Origin of the sequence: Rhodococcus opacus (genome assembly GCF_012396235.1) — a bacterium.
Lineage (GTDB): Bacteria > Actinomycetota > Actinomycetes > Mycobacteriales > Mycobacteriaceae > Rhodococcus_F > Rhodococcus_F opacus.
Window position 1 is genome coordinate 13,438 of record NZ_JAAXPA010000023.1, and the last position, 22,763, is coordinate 36,200.

Sequence of the window (22,763 nt, forward strand, 5' to 3'; positions counted from 1 at the left end):
TGAAGGAGTCGGCGTCAGGGCGTGGTGCGGTGGGCGTCGAGGACGACGAGTTGACCGCGGTGGTCGAGTTCTTGGCGTAGCAGTGTGTTGTCGTGATGCAGAGCGGCGATCGCGGTAGCCGCGGCGTCGAGTCGATGGGACAGTTGGGTGCATTCGCGGGTCTTGTCGGCGAGGGCGGCGCGCAAGGTGGTGATTTCGTCGCTCTTGCGGGCCTCGCCCGGCGTGAATCCGTCGCAGGCGGCGACGCGGGCGTCCCATTCGGACATGATCTGGGTGGCCCGGTTCATGGTGGCGCGGCTGACGTCGGCCTCTTTCCAGAGGTTGTCCTTGATCAACCTTCCGTCGGTGCGCTGCGGCCGCCCGGCCATCAGCCGATCCATGGCCTCGCGCAAGCGTTTGGCGGTGCCGGCAGACACTCCCTCCTCGGGCTGGGCCGCCTCTGCAGCCTCGGGGGTGGTGGTCACTCTTGCTCCTTGTCCGTTTGAGTTTTGCGGATGACAGTGTCGATATCGCCCAACTCGCGCTGCAGCACGGCTTTGCGGCAGGCCGACAGCCCTGGTGTGTCGATGAGGGTGAGCAGGGTTTGGCGCTCCGAGGCCCAGATCGGCACGTGCTCGGGGCCGATGACGCTGTTGGCGCATCGGTCCGGACGGCACCGGTCTTGCAGCGGTCCTTTGTGGCCTTCGGGAACGACGGCGTTTTCGAGACAGGCCGCGCCGACAGGGTTGTTCTCGTCCATTACGCAGTGGTTGAGAACGCCGAACCGGATGGAGAGCCGGGCTTTGCGCAGCATGGCCCGTTCGACGATCGCGTCGCCACCTCGAGCTTGCACCGTCTGTTGAATGCCGCTGAAGGCTTGCGTCATCCGTTCGGCGCCGGGACCGTAGCCGATCGGTTCCCCGGCCTTGTGGGCTCGGTAGAGGTCTTCCACTCGTCGGAACCTGGCCGCTTCGATAGCTGACTCCAAATGCTCGGCCCAGGAGCTGTCTGCGTTGGCGTAGCCCTGAGTCGAGCGATTGGCCAGCGCCCTGGACGCGATGTGTTTGAGCTGGATGCCCAGGGCGATCTCGCTGCCGGGGAACTGGTCCGTCAGCATCGCCATTGTCCGTCTGAACATGTGCGGTCGCGTTTTGCCGGGCGGAATCTTCTGCAATCCGGTCCCGGCGCTGGTGGTGTTGACGTGGGCGATGAACGCGTCCAGCATCTGGTGGCTGCGAGCGACATCGGCATCTGTTCTATGTATGGGCGGGAACAGCCGGTCGTGCCGTTCGGACAGCTGCTCGGCGATGATTACGGCTTCGGCGACCGGCGCGGTGATCCACCAGTGTTTGATCGGGAGATCCGGGTCGTGTTTGCCCTTGGTGGATTTGATCGCCGGTGTTCCGTAGTACTCGACGATCGAGCCGGGGGTGATTTCATGGATTTCCGAATCACGCATCATCGACAGACCCACGACCAGGATGAAGCAGGCGTTTCGGAGCATGCGACGTTCGTGTCCGATAGCGACGGGGTTGAGCCCTGGATGCCAGGGGGTGCTCGTGCCGTCGCCGCGCTGCACCAGGGCGAGGTCGTCGATGACGCCGGTCGTGGTGGGGTGACCGTCGGCGATCGCATGCTCAACTTGGGCGATTCGACGGCGGCCGACCGCTCGTCTCCCGTCGAAAATATTTGTCACACAAGAGGACTTCCAGCCCATCATCAACGTAAGCAGAGACCAATTCACCTCGCCGCTGCCCGCCTTCACGTGGTATGGCGTGATGTGGACCGGGATGGCGTTCGCGGGGTCGGCGAGCCATCTGCTCAGGCGTGCATCTTGATCATCGGCTGTGGTCGTCGCGTTGCCGACGAGCTCCTGGTGGCGCTGGTGCGCTCGCAGGATGTCGGGGGCGAAGGTGTGGACGTAGGTCCAGGCAGCCCGGATCAACGGAAACCATTGCTCCGGCGGAATCGCAGGAGTGGACACGACCGCGCCCGCAGGAGTTTGCGATGCTTCGCGGGCACTTTTGCCTGCCCACGGGTCGGTGCGCAGTCCTTGTCCGGTGAGGGCGGGACCGTATTGGTGCAGCATTTTCAATGTGCCGATGTAGTGCCTGACGCTGCTGCCGGACAGCTGCTCGCGCAGGTCGCTGACAAGGCGACGGAGGTCGTTGTCCTGCCAAGAGGCCAGTTCCGTCGACAGCCCGTTCGCCTCAGCCCATCTGGCCAGCCGCCGGAGGTGGCTCAACTCGCTGATCACCGTGGACGGGTTCGCCGGTGTGGGTTTCAGGGACAGCCCCGCCGTGATGACCGCCGGGTGCCGTGGGTTGAGCATGACCATGTTCAGTTCACGCGCCAACAAATTCCACGACGGCTCCGCTAATTCGTGGGAGAACACCAGCGTCCAGGCGGCCGCATAGAGCCGGGCGGGTCGGCGGATGACGCCGTTGAGATTCCATTCCCGGGTGTTGCCGAACTGCGGCACCTGCGCGTCGGCCAGCAGCGGGTGGGACCCGATGACGGGTTCATCAGCGTCGAAGGCGGTGCTGGACCGGTGGCTCGATCGTTGGATGCTCAACTGTCGAACTCCACTTTCGCGACCAGTGGCAGATGCAGAGCGGCCTGACCGGCCTCGATGTGCTTGCGGGCCAACGCTTTCTCCTCGTCCGTGCGGTCGGCCAGGACCGCGTGGAGGTTGGTGTGGGTTTGTCCCCACAGCTGACCGAAGTGCTGCGGGGACAGTCGCAGCCGGAGCCGGTCGAGGTGGTCGGCGAACAGCAGAAGCTGGGGCAGGTCGCTGGGCAGGATCCAGGCGTTGCGGCATTCCAGACAACGCAGGGGCGCCACCGGGCAAAGCTCTCCCGACCGGCCGTAGGGCGAGTTGTGGGGGTCGGCGCACTGGGTCAGTCCCATGTCCAGTGCGCCCCGGCGGATGTCCTCGGCTTGCCGCGGGCTCAGGCCCAAGGTCTCCGCCTGATCGGGGGCATCGAGCACGTCGGTGGAGGTGGTCAGCACGGTCGGTCCCTCCAACGCCTTGGTGAACCAGTGATCCTGGGCGGTGGCGATCACCTGGCCGGACATCACGCGCAGGGTCGTGCCCTGCGCGTAGTGGCCCCGGAACACCTCCTCGTGGTGGTCGTTGGCCGTGTCGGCGATGCGGCCACCGAAGGCGATGGCCTTCTCCACCTTCGTGGATTTACGCAGTCGACGAATATCGGGCGCCCCGTCGACCGTCACGTCCGCGGCGGCCAGCCAGTTCACGAAGCGGGACCGGGGAAGGTTGTAGTCCCATCGCGCGATGCGCAGCTCGTAGTCGGCCGTGACCGACGCTGCCAGGAACAGTCGTCGTTCGTCCGGTGCTCGTAGCCGGGCCTGCTCGGTGACGTGCATGAGACGCCGGATGATCGCACCGACTTCTCGATGGGGCCGGTCGGTGAAGTCGACAGACTCGCGGACCGTCGTTTCCGGAACGGTCTCGGTGCCGAAGGTGCGGTGCCGCACCTTCTGAGCCCGCTGCTTGGTCAGGGTCAATCGAACGCCCGAGGGCAGGAACTCGACATCCTCCCCGGTCAACGCGGTGACCTCCTCGGATGTGTGCCCGGTGGCGGCCACGAGTAACACACGGTAGGCGTGCAGGTCGAGGTGACCGGGATAGAGCTGACGCACCAGCCATCGGACGAGCATCCCCTTCGCCCGCGCCGGAAAGACGGGCCGGTCGGGGCGTTCGATGCAGGCCCGCAACTCGGGCGGCCACCGATGGATCACCGGAAGGTTGTCGCGGATGTCGAGCGGGCTGACCTGCTGACGAGCCAGTCCCCAGAGCAGATCGGCCACGCTGGTCCAACCGTGCTCGGCCGGGTCGCGGCCCTGGGCGGCCCACGCCCACCCCTCGGAAAGACGGGAGTCCAGCTCATTCGCCCAGGCCCATGCCGCGCGGACGACGGCGCGTTTGTCCTTGCGGGAGAACTCGTCGACTTCCTGCGTGCTGCCCGCCGCCACCCCGACCTCGCCGTCGACCAGCCGACGCAGATGCGGGGCCACCGGTCGCTGATCGTGTTGTGCGCGTCGGGCGATCAGTGCCCGCACCATCGCCGCCAGGGTGGACGGCGTCGTCGAGCCCGCCCGGTAGTCGGCGGGAAGGGTTCGTTCCCACTCGGCCAACACGGCCGCGATATCGGGGTGCTGTTTGGCCAGGCTGGCCTCGCGCGCGTCCTCGGCGAGCAGGAAGTCGACTTTCGTGCAGAAATTGCGTATCGCTCGGCGGCCGAGGGCGGCCGACCCGCCCGAGATCCTGCTGATCTCGGCGTAGTCGACCCACTCGTCGGCCAGCTCCCCGGCCAACGCGGCGCACCGAAACCCGGCAGGGTCCAACGTGATCTCCCGCGGTATGCCGGTTCGGTCCGGTGCCCGCACCAAACGGATACCGATCCGGTCGACCGGAGCCTCCGGCTCGTCGACCCCAGGAAAGTCGTGTTGGTGGTCGCCCCGGCGAGGCATCAGCGCTCACCACCCTCGACGAGCACGTGGCGGGCGATATCGGCGTAGGTGTCGCCTTCCTGCACCGTCCACTCGGAGAACGCGGCGTCCACCGCGTTCATCGGATCGTCGCTGTATTCCAGATAGGCGTACGTCGTTGCCGGGCTCGAATGCCCAAGCCTCCGGCTGACGATCAACAACGGGTTGTGCTTGATATGACCACCCAGGTAGGACATGTGGCGTCGACGCCGCGCCACCGCGTCCGGTTCGTCGCCGTCCATCTGCTGTTCCAGATACGACAGCAGCTGCAAAGCGAACGTATGCCTGGTGTCGTGCCATCTCCACCGCCGCCGCGGCAGCAACGGTGCACCGGGAGCGTCGGCATGAACGCGCATCCGCGCCCACGCGTCGCAGCGGATGCGATACCAGGATGAAGGGCCGAGCATCCGACCGCCGTGGCCGACGAACACCGCCAGCGGCTCGACGCCATCTTCATTCTCCCGCATGGTGATTCGCCGCAGTTCCGGCCCCATCGCGGACATCGCGAACGTCCGGCGCCGACCGTCCAGGGCGCCGCGCAGCGTCCCGGCCCCGTGATCGATGTGATCGACGACGAACAACTCCCGGCGTCGACGCGCCAGGGACTTCGACGAGGCGGCGACCAGTTCCGGACGCTCCACCAGCAGAAAGGTGTCCACGGCGTCCAACGCTCCGGTCGGCACGTAGATCTCGCGGTACTTGCCATACTTCGCGCAGGCCTGCACCGGGAACTCCATGGATTCGCCCGGTCGACGCCGCCCGACACCGAGCTCGGGCAGCAACACCGTCGACCACTCCTCCGGACGCATCCCGGTGCACAACGCCAAGTCGGCGGCGGCCCGACTACGGAGCGGCGCTCGACCACGGAACACCGTGCTGGCCTGCGAGTCCGGCAACTGCCCACCCAGGCCGACGTCGCGGAAGTAACGGTATTGCGGCAAGCTCATGTGGCGAATATCCATGCCCCGACGCAGTCGGGGCGCCAGCGGATTGCGTCCCCTATGGGTCATCCGCAGCGGTAGGTGACGCAGGTAGCCGTGCTCGACCAGCCATCGGTAGAGCTGGTTGAGCAACTGGGCCTCCTTCCCCCACGTCGCATCGCCGACCGGCTTGTCCTGCACCTGTGTGCGCAGAACGCGGTACGCCCTGAAGTCGGATTCGGTCGCTTCGAGCAGGCCCCGGTCGCGGGACCGTAGGAAGTGGACGAACCGCCGCACGATGTAGGCATACTCGCGCAGCGTCTTGGCGTCCTTCTCCTCGTAGACCAGATGTCGGAACCACGAGCACAACGGCTCGACAGGCCGCATCGTCAGCTCGTCGAGGAACACCGGTGTCCCGGCCGGGATCGCTCGATACTCGAGCAGCCGAACCACGCCGGCCGAGTCCACACCGTGGCCGTCCAGGTGCGTACGAAGCAACGACGGATCCACAAACGACAGGAACACCCAATCCTCCTCCGAGACGACGGAGGACATAGATACACGAGCGCTACGACACAGCAATCACTTGTGCAACACAGACAGGGCCGATGAGACAGATTTCAACCATGAAAAGAACTCGTGGCCAAATCTCATCTGGGATGGCCACTCAATGGCCAGTTGGCCAATTGGGTGAGATTGCATTCGACGTGGCGGCGTGGCGGATCTCGAATGCGGTGGCGGAATCTCACGGCGAGTGGCGGGCCGGTGGCGGATCCGCCACCGTGGTGAGATTCGCCCACCTTCGGCGTGATCCAGATCGTTCGGGGTGTCCCGATTGACGCCCCGAAAGCAAAAACATCACCGGACGGGGCTACCGGAACGGCGCTGGTCAGCGAGTTCCGGTCAACGGCCGGCTCTCGGGACGAGCCGGTGAGGGTTCCTGCAACGGGATACGGCTCTGGCCTGATCCGTCGTCCAAGGGTCCGAACGCGACCGGCCGCCACCGAGCGGTCCTCTCCGTTGCTTGAACGCGAGTGGTGATTCGGCCGCCGGCGGAGACTGGCTGTATGGAGAGCGAATGGCAGGATTCGGACCTTCAATACGACATGTCAGCTGGGTACTGGGTTCGCGACGGAATCGAGGTGACGCGGAAAACCACGGTGGTCTCACTCGTGCCCGCCGGGTTCGAAGCCTATGGCCGCGTGCTGCACCCGGTGCAGTCGGTCGACGACGGCGGGCATACGCGGTGGCTGCGCTGGTCGGACATCGCCCGTGTCACGGGCGCGATGGCTCATCCTTCGATGGAGCTGGAGACAATGCTCGAATTCGCCCCGAAGGGATACTTCCAGTCGACCCCCATCGTCCCGGAATCCCCCGTACCGCCGTGGCGGCCCCAGCAGTTGACAGCTCTGGGCGAGGTGCTCGCGCAGCACACCACCACCCCCGAACGCTGTTGGTTCGGGTTCTGGGAAGGCAACACCGCATTCGACGAGATTCCCCGCAACGTTCCGAAACTCACGGTCGAGGGCTTCCGCTACTACCTCCTACGAGGTCCGGTCGCTCGGGCAGCAGACACGCTCCACGGGCTGGAAGCTCACTTGTGGTGGCCGGACGATCGAGCCTGGTACGTGGCCACACACTTCGACTTCCCATGCGCCTATCTCGGCGGCAGCACACGATGTATCGATGATGTGCTGCACACCGACTCGCTCGAAGCGTGGCCGGCATCAGCCTCGCAGGAGATCACGGTCGACAGCGACCTGGTGAATACGGAACTTCTGCAAAAGCGGGGACCAGGGCAACGTCCAGAATAGGAGCGGAAGCCGCGGATGGATTCCGCCGGCCGCCCCGGTGCCCGATCCTCGTCCGGAGCACTGGTCGAGTCGATCACCAAGATGTCGCATAAGTCGATGACTAGCATCAGGATGATGACGCAGTGGAGCACTGTCGAGGCGGATCATCATCAATTCACCATCGGCGAGCGACATGCGGACACCCTGGCTGTCGCTGTCGAATGCAGTCTCTTCGACGCAGGTAGCGACTTCCTGACGGTACATACCGGTGTCGCGTATGGCCCGGTCTCGATCGGCGTTGAGTTACTTGGCGACCAGCCTGAAAGCACGTTGTTCGAGGATTGGGAGAACGTTGCTGAGTGCACTATCAGCGCCTCCGCATTGTGTGTGATGACCCTGCAGGGCGAACCAGTCGAAGATTTCACCGAGCTGACAGTCCTCGACCCAGGTAGATACCGGGTCCGGGTGCACGCTCGAGGCCGTGATGCGAACTGGGACATGGACGTAGCCGAGCCGAGCGAAGACTACTTGGTGCAACTGTGGCCAGTCCCTCGCGTCCAGGGTTTCGTGCGACTGAAGAAGACCGACACCGCTTGGAGCGAGGTCGACCCTGAGCTTCCATCGGCACTGACCCCGACTCCTCGGGAGCCGGTGCAGACACCGAGTCCGCGGCCGCTGGGACGGCCGAAGCTCAAGCGCCTGGTAAACCGCAAAAGTGTGTCACGAGTCCAACTGCGGAATTTCAACGAGTTCAAGGACGTGGCACACGTCGATCGACTCCTTGCCGAGAAACTTCTAGCCCTCAGTGACGACGAACTCCGGTCGGTCGCCCAGTGGCTTCCGAGACGCGCCCTGACAAAAATCGGACTTCTCCACATCGAGTGGGTGTCGAACGGTGTCACCGTACTTGAGGCCGGGCTGTGGGAACGACCGAAGGACATCTACGCCGCGGCCGTGCAGGCGAAGACCGGCGGAGATCCCGACGTGCCGGCTACTCAGATCGTGTCCGTTTTCGATGGACAGCCTGTCGATCCCGTATACGGCGCAATGAACGCGCTCATCTATGGCTTTGACCCCGACCCAGCAGTCGCCGCATTCATCGCCCTCCGTGGCACGCTGCTTGCGTACGGACCGCATTGGAAGGACCTGGTCAACGAACTCGAAGCTGCCTTCCCGAGAATCGCAAACTGGACGATAGAAGGGTCCGGATGAGGAACCACCAGCGGGACGAGATCGGCGCCGAACGCATGTCCGGCTGCCGGCGACGCTCGTCCCGGAACGGGATCCGCTCTCGGGACGAGCGCTGACCCCTGCGAGTACGCGCTGGGCGCCGATCACGTCCCGGTGCTGGTTGCCTATACGGAATCCGTTGCCGCCCGTGGCCAGGGTGACAGCGAGTCAGGCGGCGGAGACGGCCGTGCGGTCGTCCCGGACGAGGCGCGGGACCACGCGCACGTAGATGACCATCCCGACGACTTCGACGAGTGTTTGGGTGACCACGACGACCGCAGCAACCGCGAGCTGGTCGGGCAGTGCCAAGGCCAGCGGGAGCACGACCAGGGAGTTGCGGGTGGCACCTGTGAACACCACGGCCCGCCCCGACGGGACATCCAGGCGGAACAGCCGGGCGATCGCCCATCCGGCGAACGCCATCACCACGAGGAACGCCGCGTAGAAGGGCACCACCGCGGCCACGTCGGCGAAGTTGCCGTCCAGCTTCGGTATCTGGGAGGCGACCACGACCAGGAGGGTGGCGGCCATCAACGGCACCATGATCGACGTCGCGGCATCGGATACCTTCCGGCCCAATGCTGCCCGAGCGGACCAGAACTGGGTCGCCCACGCCAGCGTCAGGGGGATGACGATCAGCACCACGAACGCTTCCACGAAGGGGCCGGTCTCGACGATGTCGGACAGGTCCGAACCCATGAACATGAGCAGGAACAGCGGCAACAGGAGCATCTGGGTGACCAACAACAGTGGGGTCGCGGCGAGGAGCCGTCGGCTGCTGCCGCCGGCGAGGCCGCTGAAGACGATCACGTAGTCCACACACGGGCACAGCAGCACCAGCAACACCCCGACCCGCACGGCCTGGTCGGCGGGCAGGAACGTGAACATGGCCGCCACCACGAGCGGCACGACCACGAAGTTCACGACCATCGTGGCCGACAGGAACCGCCCGTCGCGCAGCGACCGCACCAGTTCGGCGGCGGGGACCTGCAGGAAGGTCACGTACAGCAGGGCGCCGAGTACCGGGTTGATCGCGTGCTCGAGGCCCGGGCCTGCTGCCGGGACGGCCCAGCCGAGCCCGGCGCCGACGACCATTGCCGCGAGGTAGATCGCCACCTGGTGGTGTTCCATGCGTTCGACAACGCCCTGCGGCTGCGCCACTTATCCGACTCCTCGATCGTGTGCCCCGCGCCGACCGGTCTTGGCGGGCGCACTGAATTCTCGCCCATCGGGGGCATCACAGGTCATCGTGATTCGGATATCGTGCGCTCACCCTCGCTGCCGCCCACCGTGGGCATCTGAAGGTCCACCGTCGTCGCCGCGCAGGAGGCGCTGGCGCGGCGCCGGCGCACTACTGCTAGCAGTGCCAGCGCGGCAAAGATCGCGACGACGATCAGTGCGGGGACCCATACCGCTCCCACCGCGGAGAGCACGGAGAGCCCACCGAGGACGGTGAGGATGGGGGCTGCGCAGCAAACCGCGCACGCGCCGACCGCGGCGGCGCCCACCCCGATCGCCTGCCACCGGGCAGATCCTGGACGCCGGGGTGAGGTCATACTTTCGCTCCGAACAGTTCGGCCAGTAGGGCGTGGGCGGTCTCGGGGGCGCGCACAGTCAACGCGAGCGCGTCTGGAGACAGGTGGAGGGTGAAGTCGAAGAAGGCGCAGCAGCCTTGTTCGGCGGCGGCCAGGCGTGCCACCTCGGCGACCAGGTTGGGGTCGGACGGGAACCGTACGCGGAGACCATCGTCGATCTCTTCACGTCCGGTGGCTGAGTCCAGCACCTGCTGCCATTGCTGGGCACGCTCGCCGTATTCGTCGCCGCTGAGGGTGCAGGCCACCGGGACATCCCGCCAGGAGAGACCTGGTGCCGGCTCGGGCCGGCGTTCGAGTGTCAGAGGCACCGGCGCCGGCGTGGTGGATGTGGCTGGGGCGGTGAGGCAGCCGCAGTCCGGCCCGCAGGCCCCGTCCGGTGCCGGCTCCGACAGGTCGGCACGGACACCGGCCAGGTACGCCGAAAACGCCGTCAGTTCCGCGATCCGATTGTCAGCGTCGCCGATCCGGTCGGTGACCATCGGAAGCATCCGCTGGCGCACCGAGGCACAGACTCCCTGCTCCCAGACCTCGAGCAGATCACCGATCTCCTCCAGCGGCAGGCCGAGATGCTTGGCCGAGGAGATGAACCCCAGCCGCTCGACGGCCTCGTCACCGTAGACCCGATAACCCGATGCCGTCCGTTCGGCGGACAACAGGCCCGCGGTCTCGTAGAACCGCAGCGTCGTGGCCGGAACCCCGGAGATCTCCGCCAGCTGCGAGATCCGATAAGTGCTCATGAGACGACGGTAAACCTTCGAGTCGACTCGAAGGTCAAGCGTAAACGGCAAGAACTCTGCACTGCTGCCCGGTCACCGATCCGCTTACGGGGTCGCCAACCACTCCCGGTGTGGGTGTCAGGGCGTCCTGATCGCCGTCGCGGCAGGGGCATCGGCGCGGCCCGTCTCGCTTCGTAGTGGCTGAGGAAATGCCAGGGTCTTGAGACAGATTGCTGTGGCCATGCCGTGAGACAAGCAACAAGTCCGCAGTTCGCGGCGTCTCAAAATGCCACTGGCAGCGAGACCCTACAGGAGCATCCGCTTGGGGGACACCGCAGGTGGCCTCGCCCGGGCCGGAGGACCGCGGCAATCGGAACCGCGGGTCAGATGTCATTCAGGTGATCTACAAAGGCCGTTCTTCGCGGTACCCGCTGTCATTCGCTCGACCACCGGTTTCTAGATTGAGGGCTGGTCTTGACGAAGAATCCCGGCATCGTGCCTGGGTATCGCCCACCAACTGCCGGTGGACCGTCGTTAGCTGAGGGAGCGCGATTATGTCCACAGATTCCGACCAGACTCCGCCTTGGGCAACTGACACACCCCTCGGGGCCGAGCGCTTCGGGGCCGAAAACACACTGCGAATGCTGTCCAAGGTTTTGAAGGCGCTCAGCGGCACTGAGGACTTTGATCGCGGCGGAGCACTCAGCGATAAGTGCAACGCAGTTCGGACGTTTTGTATCAACCTCCGGGATCAACTGTTCGAACGAAGCACGCTACTGGTGGACCCCGAAACAGGTGCCAAAGTTCGGAGGTACGCAGTCGAGTACGTCCGCCGCGATCTCATCTTGGAACTCAGCCAGCTGGCACCGACAGCCGATGAACTTGTATCGACAGGTCAACTAGACTCTGCGGCTAGGACTCTGTTGACTTGGCTCGACAGACTCACTTCAAGTGTCAGTCACGGCCTCACCGCCTCGAAGCTCAGTTTCGCCGAAGAATTTTTGGTCTTCGGTACGGCCGCCGAAGAGAGCGCGGTCCGACAGTGGCTTGAGGACCTTCGTCGACTTGAGGAAGACTTCAAAGAATCCCTTGAGGCGACGAAATTCAGCAGGATCGCTGAGCAGGCTGCACTCGAAACGATTCAGGCACGCGACAGTGCTAAACAGGCGGCTGGAGTTACAGGAAATACCTCGTTAGCCGGGCATTTCACCTCTCTCGCTACCTCGGAAGAGTCCCGCGCGTTCAAATGGACACTAACGGCGATCGCGGGCTTTGTAGCCGCCCTCGCCATCGGTGTAGGGGTGCTTACTCGCGATGCATCCGCGGTGTGGACGTCGATGCTGTCCCACCTAACACTGACGCTGCCCGCACTGGCCGTGGCTGCCTATGCCGCCAGGATCTCGGGCCATCACCGCACGTCAGCGTTGTGGGCCAAGACAACCGCAGTACAGCTCAGCTCCCTGTCAGCATTTCTCGAACAGATGCCGAACAGTACTGCGCGCGAACAAATCGTCCTTACCCTCGGTTTGAGGGTGTTCGCGGCTCCTGATCTCCGGGATTCCGCAACCGAGCAGGTGTCGGTCGTTCCGGCGAATCTGACCGAAACACTGAAGGAGATTGCGCAGGCCCTTCGCGACAAGGCCCCCGGGCCGTCGGCGTAGTGCTGTAGCTTGCCATCGGCGCCGTCGCTGTTGCCGCGGTCATGGCAATCGTGGCGTGGGCAAGCCTGATCTTCTACGGGTGGTGAGAGCCAGCCGGTGTCACGGCTGCGTTCGGTTCGCAGGCCCTGTGGGCATGCGGGGGCTTGAACGCCGTCCCCTGGTCATCTCGTCCGGGAATCCGCTCGAAGAGTTGCCTGGCGGTAACACGGGTCTATTCAGGCGGCCGTTGGGAACGGAATGGCTTATGCAGATCGAGATGACGATCGGCAGGATCCACCCGGTGACCAGTGCAATGGTCAGGATCCCACAGGCGGGTTCCGCGGCCCATGTTTCGTTGAAATGCACCAAAAGCCCGGCAAATATTGGTCCCGCGGCCGCCAGGATTGCGATTAACGCTGTCGCTGCCTTCAACTTCCCAAGGTCGAGCGTGAAGTCCGTCGCACTCGCCTTAGAGACCGTCGTGTCCGCCTCAGAGGCCGTCGTGTCCGCCTCAGAGGCCGTCGCATTCGCCTCAGAGACCTCGGTCACTGCAACATTGACCTCTACCCGCGACTCCTTGTGTTCCGCCCACTTGCGTGCCACCGCCCAATTTTTGGCTTTCTTGCGCGCTGCTTCTGCGCGTGCCGCTTCATTGCGCGCTGCTTCTGCGCGTACCGCTTCCTTGCGCGCTGCTTCTGCGCGTACCGCTTCCTTGCGCGCTGCTTCTGCCCGCTCCTCAGTCGCCTTTTGCGCCGCTACCAAGGTTTCGCGAATATTCGTTGTTCGGTCCCAGATTGTGTAGACGCAATAGGCAATCGCCGTCGCTACTCCGAGCCACATTGAGACCTTTACCCAAATGTTGACGTTGTCTTGGTAGAGGAGCTCAAGATACTGGATTGTCGTGGCGGTGAGGAGGAGTGTGGTCGTGATGATCACCACGGATATCAACCCTCCTCCGAGTGTGGCGAGATGCGGCTGTATCGGTCGCGCTGTGCTCCCGTGTATGGCGAGCATCCAGCTCAACCCGGCAATGAGTGCTACTCCGCCGGTAGCCAGCATCCCGCTAGCGGGCATTGCCTGGGTCCAGGCTCTCGCGCAGGCGTTGAGGTATGTGTCGTCAACGAGTACCTCGCCTTCAGATAGCAGGACCTTCGGCTCAATGCCGGTGATGTGACTGAACAAGTAGCTGTCGAGCGCAAGGATGACGATGGCCGAGGCGAACAGGGCCATCGTCTGGACGTAGGCTTCGTGCTCCTTGGCGAATAGAACAGCTATTGCGGCGATCAGAAAAGCGGCAAGAACTCCTGCCAAGGTTGAGTTTGTGGACGCGGACGAGATGATGCTCCACGGGTTGTTCTCGGTTGCACACGTCTCGTCGATCCCCATAGCGCAGTATCACATCCGGCTACCCGATACCTCAGTAAAATGTAAGGAACGAGCAGTTCGGATGTGTCCTCAACGACACCGATGCGCTTCCACCGAGGACGCCGGCAGCTTGGCAGCGGGCACGACCAGCAGGTTGCCTACTGGTCGTACCCGGAGCAGGTCTACCTTTCCTGACCGGTATCACGACTGCGGTCGGCTCGCAGCCCTGGTGGGATCCGCTCGATCGTGGCGGTGTTCGTTGCGGCGGCCGCGGTTGCGTGGGTGGGGTAGTCGGACTGGACCAGCCGCATGACTTCGGCCAGCTCCTGGTCGGTCACCGTTTCGGCGGCGGCCGCAGGCTGGCCGCCGTTGGATCGCGCCTCGGTCAGCGCAGTGTGGTCTCGTTCCCACACCGCCACCGGTAGTAGGGCGGCTTCCGCGAGGGCGGTTCCGACTGCCTTCTCGGCGGCGGAGATCGCGGCGTCCCGGTTGGGGAAGGTGCCGCTGTCGAGGGTTTCCCTGGCGTTGTGAGCCGACCAGTACCAGTCGCGGCCGGTCCACTTCACCACGGCGCCGGGATCGCCGGTGCCGCGGTCGAATCCGGCGGTGAGCTCGGAGCCGATCTCGTCGGTGCGCTGCCACCGTGGGGGTTGCGGGTTCGCCGCCAGCTCGGCCTTGCGTTCGGCGTGCTCTTTCGCGGCCGCCATCATCCGGGCGGGGGTGGCTTCCCGCAGATCGTCCTCGGTCATGCCCTGGTCTTCGGCGTGTCCGCGGGTGGGGTTGAGGTCGCGGGTCCACCCGCGGTACATGCCGGCGGCCGCCAATCGTTCCTTGGTCGCCTCCTTCTCGGCGAGCGCCTCGGGGGAGTTCTCCCGGGCGGCGAGGTCGGCCCGCATCTCGTTGTAGGTGTGTGTGAGGCGGGTGATCTCGTCGGTCTTGGCGAACGGGACCCCGAGCTTGTCGGCGAGCTGCTCGGTCTGGGTGACCATGTAGTCGCGGTCCTTGACGTGCAGGTCCATCGCGGCGGGCAGGTCGGCGGCCATGTTGGTCAGCCGGGTCACCATGCCGGATCCGCCGTCGGCGCTGCCGAGTGCCAGGTCGACGACCTCGGCGTCGACGGTGCGGACGATGCCACCGGTGAGCCGGAATGCGTACCCGCCGACCGGGAGCCGGCCCATCGAGATTTCGGCGCCGGCGATCTCGGCCACCAGGTGCTGGCCGTCGGGTTGGCGTTCGAGGTCGCGGAGGATGTGCGCCAGTCGGGTTTGCACCGCCTTGCGTACCTCCGCCGGTTCGGCGAATGAGACCGTGCGGCCGCCCACGGTGAGGGTCCGCTGTTTGCGGGGCAGTTCACCCCAGGCGGTGAGGGCGTCGGCGACCTCGCGGCCTTCCTCGATCTCCTTGGTCAGGATCGGCAATCGGGTGCGGTTGTCGTGCAGTTGCCACTTGATTCGCTCCTGGTCGGAGCGGTGGGCGCGGGCTTCGGCGCCCAGTTTGCGGAGCTGCGTTTCGAGTTCGACGACCTCGATGTAGCGGGGATCGCCGGTCGCGGCGGCCTTGGTCGCGGCCATCGACGAGGTCATGTCGTCGCTGCCGATGTCTTCGGCCTCGGAGAAGTCGATCGCGCCGCGGCGGAGCTGCTCGATGTAGGCGGACTTCTTCTCCACGGTCTGCCACTTGGTGGTGTCGTAGGAGCGTTCCCCGACGATGTTGATGATCTCGACGGTCTTGTTCTGGTTGCCCTGCCGGATGATCCGGCCCTCGCGTTGTTCGAGGTCCGCGGGCCGCCAGGGGCAGTCGACGTGGTAGAGCGCGGTCGCGCGTTTCTGCACGTTCATGCCGGTGCCCATCGTCTCCGACGAGCCGATGAGCACTTTCACCTCGCCGCGTCGGCAGGCGGCGAACAACTCCCGCTTGTCCTTCGGCTTGGGGTAGTCCTGGATGAACTGGACCGCGCCGGGGGACATGCCGCGGGCGACCAGGTCGGCGCGGATGATGTCGTAGACGGTGTCGTCGCGGCCGGTCTTGGGGGTGCCGCGGTCGAGGAACACGATCTGCAGACCGCCGGTGCGTGGTTCCGGGTTGCCGGCCTCGTCGTAGTAGACGGTGTCGGCGGTGCGTTGCTCGATCTCCCAGAGCTTGTTCACCAGCAGGTCGACCCGGCCTTCGCCCGCCGGTGGTGCGTCGAGGCCGCCGAGGCGGGGGTCGAGAGTGACGTTGGCGCCGTCGCTGCCGATCTTGAGTGGGTTGTCGATGTGCGCGGTCTTGCCGGTGTACATCTGCATCCGCTCGTCCAGGTCGATCATGAAGTCTCGGACCTGTAGCGGCATTTCGAAGGTCAGGTTCTGGCGGCCGCCACCGGCGATCTCGGGAAGGGTCGCGGGGACCTGCTCGCGGATGACGACGTCGGTGAACTGGGCGTTCATCGCCATCAGGGCGGGCAAGTTGACGAACTTGCCGATCCGCGACACCGACCGCAGTTCGGAGCCGGTGACGTTCATTTCCACCGATTGGCGCATCGCGGCGAAGTTCGCCGCCCAGGCGTCGATGTTCTCCATGCCGCCGGCCTCGAGCAGGTCCGGACGCAGGTACTTCGTCATCACCCACAGCTCGGACATGCTGTTGGCGACCGGGGTGCCGGTGGCGAAGGTGACGACCTTCTCCGGAACGGGTTTGCGGCCCTCGACGGCGGCGCGCTGGCGGTACTTCCGCCGCAGGTAGGACAGTTTCATGTCCAGGTCGGTGGCCCGGCTCGATCCTTCCCGCAGCGCCAGGTCGGCGTTGTTGGACTGGCGGGAGAGGTTCTTCCACATGTGTGCTTCGTCGAGAAACAGGTAGTCACAGCCGGTTTGCTCGAAGGAGAAGCCGACGTCCTTGGAGTCGGCGTTGATCTTCTTCTCGAGCTTGTCCTGCCACCGCTTCTTGGCCTTCTCGATCTCCTTGATGGTGTTCTGTCCGGTGGCCGCTTCCCGGGCTTGTTCGAGCTTGGTGATTTCGTCGGCGATGTAGGCGGCCTGGGTGTCGACCGAACACTGCATCTTGGTGAAGGCCGGCTCGGGGACGATCACCAGATCCCAGTCCTGGGAGGCCGATTGCGCCATGAACAGTTGCCGGTCGGCACGGGATTTGAAGTCGTCGCCGACCAGCACCCGGGCACCGGGGTAGGCGTCGGAGACCTCGCGACCCCACTGGTCGATGAGGTGGTTCGGGACCACCACCCAGGGCTGTTTGATCTGCCCGAGGCGACGCATCTCCATCGCGCACATCGTGATCGACCAGGTCTTGCCGGTGCCGACGGTGTGGTCGAGAAGCACCGACGGTTCGTTGATCTGCCGCACCGCGACGGCGGCCTGGTGCGGATGCGGTGCGATCCGCAGGCCGGGGAAGGTGCGGCCCTGCCCGTTGTAGGCGGGGTCGACGAAGGAGTTGAACCGGTCGTTGAACACTCGGGTCAGCTCGGCGGTGCGGGCCGGGTCGTTGAACAGCCAGTCCCCGAACGCCGTTTCGAGCATCTCGGCTCGCTGCTGAAGTTCCTCGGTGAGCTCTTCGTGGAACCGCGGCTTGGGGGAGTGTTCGAGTTCGGCCGCGGTCTTGAACACCCGGATGGGCTGGTTGTTGGCGATCTTCTCCAGCAGCGACAACCCGTCGACGCCGCGCCGGTCCCCGGCGGTTTCGTACGGCAGCCCGTAGGGATCGGTGTACTGGTCCCCGGCGATCGTGAAGTCCCAGGACGCGGTGATGGGGGAGTACTCGACCGCGATGCGGGTGTCCGGGTGCACCGAGAACGCTTCCCGGATGAACTGCGCGTACAGCGGGGTCGGCACCCAGTTCGCGCCGGGGCGGACGGTGATGTTGGTCGGATCCAGATCCGCCGGGATCACCTGCCGCAGTGCATCGACCGCGCCGGCGTGGAGCTGCGGGTCCTGCCTGGCGGCGGCTTCGGTGGCCGCCAACTTCTCCCGCACGTTTCCGGACAGGAACCTCGGGGCCGGGATCAGCTCGGTCGGGTCTTCCGGGTTGGGGAAGACCAGCCCGGCGAGTTGGTCCCGGGCGGCGTCGATGTCGATGCCCACCAGCCCGGAGATCCGGTCCAGGTCGACCTGCCCGGTCTCGTCCAAGCTGACTGCCAGCGCTTCGGCGACGTCCTGGGCGGTTTCCGCCCGCTGCGGCGGGGTGATGACGTCCTCGGTGAAGATCTTCGACTTCCGCGCCTGCTGGGTGTCCTCGTCGAAGATTTCGATGCTGCGGACCAGCTGGATCGCCGGGTCGTAGCGGATGGCGCCCTCGAGGTGCCGCATCTTCTTCCACGGCGGGTTCGGCTCGGAGGCCTCCGCCAGCAGTCGGGCGGCGACGTCCTCGGGCAGTGCCCCGGTGACCGGGCCGGTCTCGTCGCCATTATTGGTCCGCCACTTCTTCTCCAGGTCGGCGAAGCGTTTGTCGATGACCTTCTGCGTCGCCGGGCCCGGAGTGACCCAGGTGAACCGGCCCAGCGGCCCGTACTTGCGCGCATACCCGTCGTACTGGCGGTTCAGCTGCGCCCGCAGCCGGTTCTTGGTGTCCTCGTCGCCGCCGGTGCGCTGGGCGTCGACGAGGTCGGTGACCGTGCCGGCCATGGTGAGCATGGACTTCCACTGGGCGGTGCGGGCCTTGTCGATCTTCGACGGCACCGGCGTCCACCGGCCGAGGGAGAGCTGCTCGAACATCAGGGTCTCGTCGTTGAACCGCACCGATCCCGGAACCTCGGTGATCGCGGCTTCTTCCGCGGTGACCAGCCCGGGCTTGTCGAGCATCGGGTCGGCGGCCGGCTGTTCGGCGTCCTGCCCGAGCCCCGCCCTCTTCGCGGTGTCGACGATGGCGGTCAGTCGGTCACGGACCTGGGTGGCCAACGGGCGGGACGGGTCGGCGGTCACCTTCAAGGTGGCCGCCGAGTACATGCCCGACCCGATCCCGAGTTCGCCGAGCACGTTCTCCGGGTGGGCGAGGAAGTAGTCGTTGACCTGGATCTCACCGTCGGCCAGCTCGGCTCTCGAGGTGGTGATCCACTGCTCGGTCGCCGTTGCCGGTGCGCGGCCGGCCTCGCGGCGGCGGAAGATCAGCAGGTCGGTGACCACATCGGTACCGGCCTGCCGGTCGAATGCCTTGGTCGGCAACCGCAGTGCGCCGACCAGGTCGCCGAGTTCGGCGATCTCCTCGCGGGCCTTGGTCCGCTGGGCGTCGGAGGTGAAGGCGCTGGTGATGACCGCGACATAGCCGCCGGTTTCGGTCAGTGCCAGGGACTTGCGGAGGAAATGGTTGTGGATGGTCAGTCCGGACGGGTTGTGTAGCGGGTCGCCGACCGCGAAGTTGCCGAACGGGACGTTGCCGATCACCGCGGTGAAGGCGCCCTCGTCGGGGGAGAACTTCTCGAATCCGTGGCCCCGGACCTGGTGCCCCGGATACAGGTGGTGCGCGATCCGGGCGGTCATCGGGTCCAGCTCCACCCCGACCATCCGGGTGCCCTTCGGGGCGTGACCGATGAAGTTGCCGGCCCCACAGCCCGGTTCGAGGACCCGGCCGCCGGTGAACCCGGCTCTGCCCAGCGCGGACCACATCTCGGCCGCGATCGCCGGATCGGTGTAGTGGGCGTTGAGGGTGGAGGCGCGGGCGGCGTCGATCTCCGGCGGGGTCAGCACGGCGGAGAGGTCGGTGCGGAGCTCGTCCCACTCCGGCTTGCGCTTGTCGAAGATGTCCCCGGCCGCACCCCACCCGGACCAGGCGGCGAGGATCCGCTGTTCGGCCGGGGTCGCTGCCCGGTTTTCGTCGCCGAGCTGGTGCACCAGGCGGATCGCGTCGATGTTCGCCCGGGCGCGGGCCTTTGCCCCGGACGGGGCCAGTACCTCGGCGCCGAGGACGAAGTTCGTGGCCGTCACCTCCGGCTGGTCCGGGACCGGCTGGGTGGCGACGGGCGACGCGTCGGTTGCGGGTTCGTTCTCGGTGTCCCGGACGGCGTGGTCTCGGGTGTCGCGTTCACCGGTGATGCTCGCGGTGACCTCGGTCGCCGCAGCCGACTCGGTGCGCCGTCCGGTGCGGGCGGTGGTGATCGCCTCGGCGAGGGTTGCCGTGGTGACCGGTTCGGCGTCGCCGCGGCTGACCTGCCAGTCCTTGGTGCGCCACCGGTAGTTGACCTGCGCCCGGTCCTGGCCGGGTTCGCCGACAAGGTATTCCGAGTCCCGCAGCGCCTCGAGATCGGCCGGTCCGGTCGCCGCGGTGAACAGGTCGTCGGGCTCACGGGCGCTGGTGTGCAGGGTGTCGAACGCGTGATGGGCGATGTCCAGGCGCAACAGCTCCGAGGTGTCGAGTCCGTGGGCGCGGCAGGCTGCCGCCAGGTCGCGGTGGTCGCGCTCGAACTCGGTGAGAACGCGGCCGCGCAGTTCCCGGCAGCCCTGCGAGGTCAAGAACCCGGTCCGGTTCAGGCTCGGGTGCAGCGATGTTGCGGCCGCGGCGAACACCTCGTCCTGGCTCAGTGCCCGCCCGGTGATCTCGGCGAACCGGCCGCGGGCCTGTTCGGCAGTAAGGCCCTCCCGGACCGGGCCCGCGCTGGTGTCGCGGCCTGAGGTCGTGGCGCGGCGGACCGCGGGCAGGTGGTGCCCGCCCCACAACTCTCGGCTGTTACCGCCGTCGGTGGTGACCTCCCACACGGGGGTGCCGGTGTGCAGGGTGAACCGGTGCACCTGGGTGCGGGGACGGCCCGTCGCCACGAAGGTGTTGATGTCGCGGGCAAGCCAGTCGGTGGCCTTGTCGCGGTAGGTGTCCCCGAGTGCGCCCAGGAGCGGGCCCCGGACCTCGGCGGTGAGCCACTGGTGACCGCCGTGGTCGTCGATCACCGCTGCGAGGTCCGGGCGGCCGGTGAGGCGGTCGGCGAGGTCTGTGGCGGCGGCCTCGAGGACGACGCTGGTCCGTTTGTTCACCAGGGTGCTCGCCGCCAAGGCCACCACCAGCGGGTCCTGACGTAGCTCGCTCTGGGCCCAGTCCCGCCATTTTTCGACGTCGGCGGCGCGGTCGTCGATGCTCCCGGCCGCCTGCCACGCGCGCAGGCTGGCGTCCGGGATCAGAACCCGGGCGGCGGCGGCCGCCTGCTTGGCCTCGGCCACGACGGCGTCATCGGCGCCGTCGAGCATCAGGGCGGTGTGCACGCGCTGGGCATCGAGCCAGGCGTGGATCTTTTCCCGGTCCGGGATCTCGTCGCCGGCCTCCACAGCAGCCTCAGGGGCGTCCACCGCGGTGGCCGTGACCTCGGCGGCCACGTCAGCCTCGACGGTCGGGGCGGTTTCCGGTGCGGGTGCGGCCGGCTCGGGGGAGGTCTTGACCGCCTCGTGGACCGTGTCGAGGGTGGTGGCGATGTTGTCGTGCAGCCAGTGCGCCGCCGCCTGGTACTGCGGGTCGGCGGAGTCGACGGACAGCAGCCAGTCGCTGACGGTGTGGTTGAGCAGCCGGTGGCGGCCGACGCTGAGGTAGTCCTCGGGTCGTCGCCGCAGCACCTGCAGGCGGGGGTGGACGACCATCTCGGCCTGGAGGTCGGTGAGGACCTCGTCCTCGCGTTCGCGCGCCCACTCGGTTCGGGCGCCGTTCCAGCCGCGGTTCCAGTCGGTGAAGATCTGCTCGGTGCGTGGGTCACCGACCGGGACGCCGTCGAGCGCGGCGCGCACTCGCGGGTCCGCCGCCGGAATGGGGGCTCCGCCGCTCAGGCCGTGTTCGGTCCAGGCGTCGCGGCCGATCTGCCGCCAGTCCACCGGATCGGTGCGGTGGCTGTTGGCGTGCACCCGGGTCAGGGTGTCCTCAGCCAGTTGCTGCCGCTCGGTTTCGGTTTCGGGGCCGGCGGCGGCGGTGACGGTGTCGATCGCCTGCTGCACCGGCAGTGCGGCGGTGAACTGCTCGGCCGTGCCGGTCGCGGCCTCGGTGACGGCCGGGTCGGCTTCGAGTGCGGTGACCGCGGCGTCGGCGGCGGTGCGGTCGCGATTGTGCTGCGCCCAGAGGCGGGCGGGCAGCTGTGCGGCGGCCGCCTGCCAGTGCGCCGGGTCGTCGAGAGCGGCGCGGGCGACGGCCGCGACCTGCGGGTCCTCGCTCACCACCTGCTCGACCAGACCGGCCTGCACCTCGTCGTGGGCGCGGCGCATGGCCCAGGACGTGAACTGCTCAAAGGTGTTCGACTGCGCTCCGGCGGCCAGGTTGAGGTCCTCGTCCGCCATCACCTGCCCGGTGATCTCGTCGAGCAACGCGGTGACGTCCTCGGCGGGGGCGGTGGGTTCGCGCTGAGCGGTGAACTCGGCAACCAGCTCCCGCAGCGGCCGCCGCCCCGCGAGGTTCTCCGTCTCCGGTACCGCGGTGGGCGTTTGCGGTGGTCGGTGCTCCCGGTCCGCCTTCTGTGCTGCGAGCTGGTCGCGGATCAGCGCGGAGCGCTCACGTGCCTGCCCCGGCGACAGCGGCGGTCCGGTGTGCTCGGCGCGCTCGTCCCGCGCCCGTTGCGATTCCGCTTCGGCCAGGATGCGGGCGATCTCCGGATCGGAGGCGTCGGCGACCTTCCCGGACCGGGCGCGCAGCATCTTGATCTGCTCGTCGGCGCGGCCGATCGTCAGGTCGTCGGGCAGCCGCACCGGCAACCCACGCCTACGCCGCAAGGTGCGCAAGTACGACTGCTGGCGGTCGGTCGCGGGCCGATCCCGCCAGGTCCGGCGCGGCGGCCGTACTCGGCTGACCGCGGCGACATCCACCCCGTCGACGTCGTAGCCGGCATCAGTGCACGCCTGCCGGGCACGCTCGGCCGCGTCGCGGGCCTCGTGGGCATCGGCCGAAACTCGCTCGACCCGGGCAGCCATCCGGTCCGCGGTGGTGGTCAGGTCCTCGATCAGCTCCGGATCGGTGCCCAGCAACGCGGTTTCGGCGGCCTGGACCTGGATCTGCTGTGCACCGCGGATCAGCGTGGACAGCTTGCTCTCGACCTCGTCGAGATGTCGGGCGGCCTGCGCATAGGCCACCA

12 protein-coding genes are annotated in these 22,763 nt (G+C 66.6%); 3 read left to right on the forward strand and 9 right to left on the reverse strand.

All coding sequences use genetic code 11. From position 1 onward, the window contains the following. Positions 1 to 14 precede the first annotated feature (14 nt). The 4 genes from HGB39_RS26160 to HGB39_RS26175 are packed head-to-tail and all read right to left on the reverse strand — an operon-like array spanning position 15 to position 5,936. The gene (locus HGB39_RS26160; RefSeq protein ID WP_210752986.1) at positions 15 to 464 is read right to left on the reverse strand and encodes a hypothetical protein; all 450 of its coding nucleotides are present in this window, start codon (positions 462 to 464) and stop codon (positions 15 to 17) included. Beyond that, the gene (locus HGB39_RS26165) at positions 461 to 2,554 is read right to left on the reverse strand and encodes a site-specific integrase (protein ID WP_064079959.1); all 2,094 of its coding nucleotides are present in this window, start codon (positions 2,552 to 2,554) and stop codon (positions 461 to 463) included. Before HGB39_RS26165 ends, HGB39_RS26160 begins: the two co-directional genes overlap by 4 nt. Then, positions 2,551 to 4,473 carry a hypothetical protein gene (locus HGB39_RS26170; RefSeq protein WP_155755968.1) on the reverse strand — a complete coding sequence of 641 codons (1,923 nt, stop codon included), beginning with the start codon at positions 4,471 to 4,473 and terminating at the stop codon, positions 2,551 to 2,553. Before HGB39_RS26170 ends, HGB39_RS26165 begins: the two co-directional genes overlap by 4 nt. Next, complete coding sequence (locus HGB39_RS26175; protein WP_064080016.1) at positions 4,473 to 5,936, reverse strand: site-specific integrase; 1,464 nt, start codon at positions 5,934 to 5,936, stop codon at positions 4,473 to 4,475. The genes HGB39_RS26170 and HGB39_RS26175 overlap by 1 nt, the downstream gene beginning before the upstream one ends. A gap of 542 nt (positions 5,937 to 6,478) precedes the next feature. On the opposite strand from HGB39_RS26175, the gene HGB39_RS39020 reads away from it, so the two are divergent. Further along, positions 6,479 to 7,225 (forward strand): hypothetical protein, encoded by a 747-nt coding sequence (locus HGB39_RS39020; protein WP_247607500.1) that lies wholly within the window; start codon positions 6,479 to 6,481, stop codon positions 7,223 to 7,225. Positions 7,226 to 7,321: 96 nt separating this feature from the next. Then, positions 7,322 to 8,416 carry a hypothetical protein gene (locus HGB39_RS26185; RefSeq protein ID WP_247607501.1) on the forward strand — a complete coding sequence of 365 codons (1,095 nt, stop codon included), beginning with the start codon at positions 7,322 to 7,324 and terminating at the stop codon, positions 8,414 to 8,416. Positions 8,417 to 8,602: 186 nt separating this feature from the next. Here HGB39_RS26185 and HGB39_RS26190 read toward each other — a convergent pair whose 3' ends face one another. The 3 genes from HGB39_RS26190 to HGB39_RS26200 form a co-directional block, all read right to left on the reverse strand. Further along, positions 8,603 to 9,565: a bile acid:sodium symporter gene (locus HGB39_RS26190; protein ID WP_210752993.1), complete on the reverse strand. Its 963-nt coding sequence runs from the start codon at positions 9,563 to 9,565 to the stop codon at positions 8,603 to 8,605. A gap of 113 nt (positions 9,566 to 9,678) precedes the next feature. After that, positions 9,679 to 9,990, reverse strand: coding sequence for a hypothetical protein (locus HGB39_RS26195; RefSeq protein WP_155755967.1), 312 nt, complete (start codon positions 9,988 to 9,990; stop codon positions 9,679 to 9,681). Then, positions 9,987 to 10,766 carry a MerR family transcriptional regulator gene (locus HGB39_RS26200; RefSeq protein ID WP_064079955.1) on the reverse strand — a complete coding sequence of 260 codons (780 nt, stop codon included), beginning with the start codon at positions 10,764 to 10,766 and terminating at the stop codon, positions 9,987 to 9,989. The genes HGB39_RS26195 and HGB39_RS26200 overlap by 4 nt, the downstream gene beginning before the upstream one ends. A gap of 620 nt (positions 10,767 to 11,386) precedes the next feature. Here HGB39_RS26200 and HGB39_RS26205 point away from each other — a divergent pair. After that, entirely contained in the window at positions 11,387 to 12,406 is a 1,020-nt protein-coding gene (locus HGB39_RS26205) for a hypothetical protein (protein ID WP_064079954.1), read from the forward strand. Between the two features lie 99 nt (positions 12,407 to 12,505). On the opposite strand, the gene HGB39_RS26210 is transcribed toward HGB39_RS26205, so the two are convergent. Together HGB39_RS26210 and HGB39_RS26215 are read right to left on the reverse strand one after the other, a co-directional pair. After that, entirely contained in the window at positions 12,506 to 13,771 is a 1,266-nt protein-coding gene (locus HGB39_RS26210; RefSeq protein ID WP_064079953.1) for a hypothetical protein, read from the reverse strand. A gap of 161 nt (positions 13,772 to 13,932) precedes the next feature. Beyond that, complete coding sequence (locus HGB39_RS26215; RefSeq protein WP_064079952.1) at positions 13,933 to 22,761, reverse strand: helicase-like domain-containing protein; 8,829 nt, start codon at positions 22,759 to 22,761, stop codon at positions 13,933 to 13,935. Positions 22,762 to 22,763 lie beyond the last annotated feature (2 nt).

Coding starts and splice junctions, on each gene's coding strand:
- HGB39_RS26170 (WP_155755968.1), bottom strand. CDS start 4,473: ATGCCTCGCCGGGGCGACCACCAACACGACTTTCCTGGGGTCGACGAG.
- HGB39_RS39020 (WP_247607500.1), top strand. CDS start 6,479: ATGGAGAGCGAATGGCAGGATTCGGACCTTCAATACGACATGTCAGCT.
- HGB39_RS26185 (WP_247607501.1), top strand. CDS start 7,322: ATGACTAGCATCAGGATGATGACGCAGTGGAGCACTGTCGAGGCGGAT.
- HGB39_RS26190 (WP_210752993.1), bottom strand. CDS start 9,565: ATGGAACACCACCAGGTGGCGATCTACCTCGCGGCAATGGTCGTCGGC.
- HGB39_RS26195 (WP_155755967.1), bottom strand. CDS start 9,990: ATGACCTCACCCCGGCGTCCAGGATCTGCCCGGTGGCAGGCGATCGGG.
- HGB39_RS26200 (WP_064079955.1), bottom strand. CDS start 10,766: ATGAGCACTTATCGGATCTCGCAGCTGGCGGAGATCTCCGGGGTTCCG.
- HGB39_RS26205 (WP_064079954.1), top strand. CDS start 11,387: ATGCTGTCCAAGGTTTTGAAGGCGCTCAGCGGCACTGAGGACTTTGAT.
- HGB39_RS26210 (WP_064079953.1), bottom strand. CDS start 13,771: ATGGGGATCGACGAGACGTGTGCAACCGAGAACAACCCGTGGAGCATC.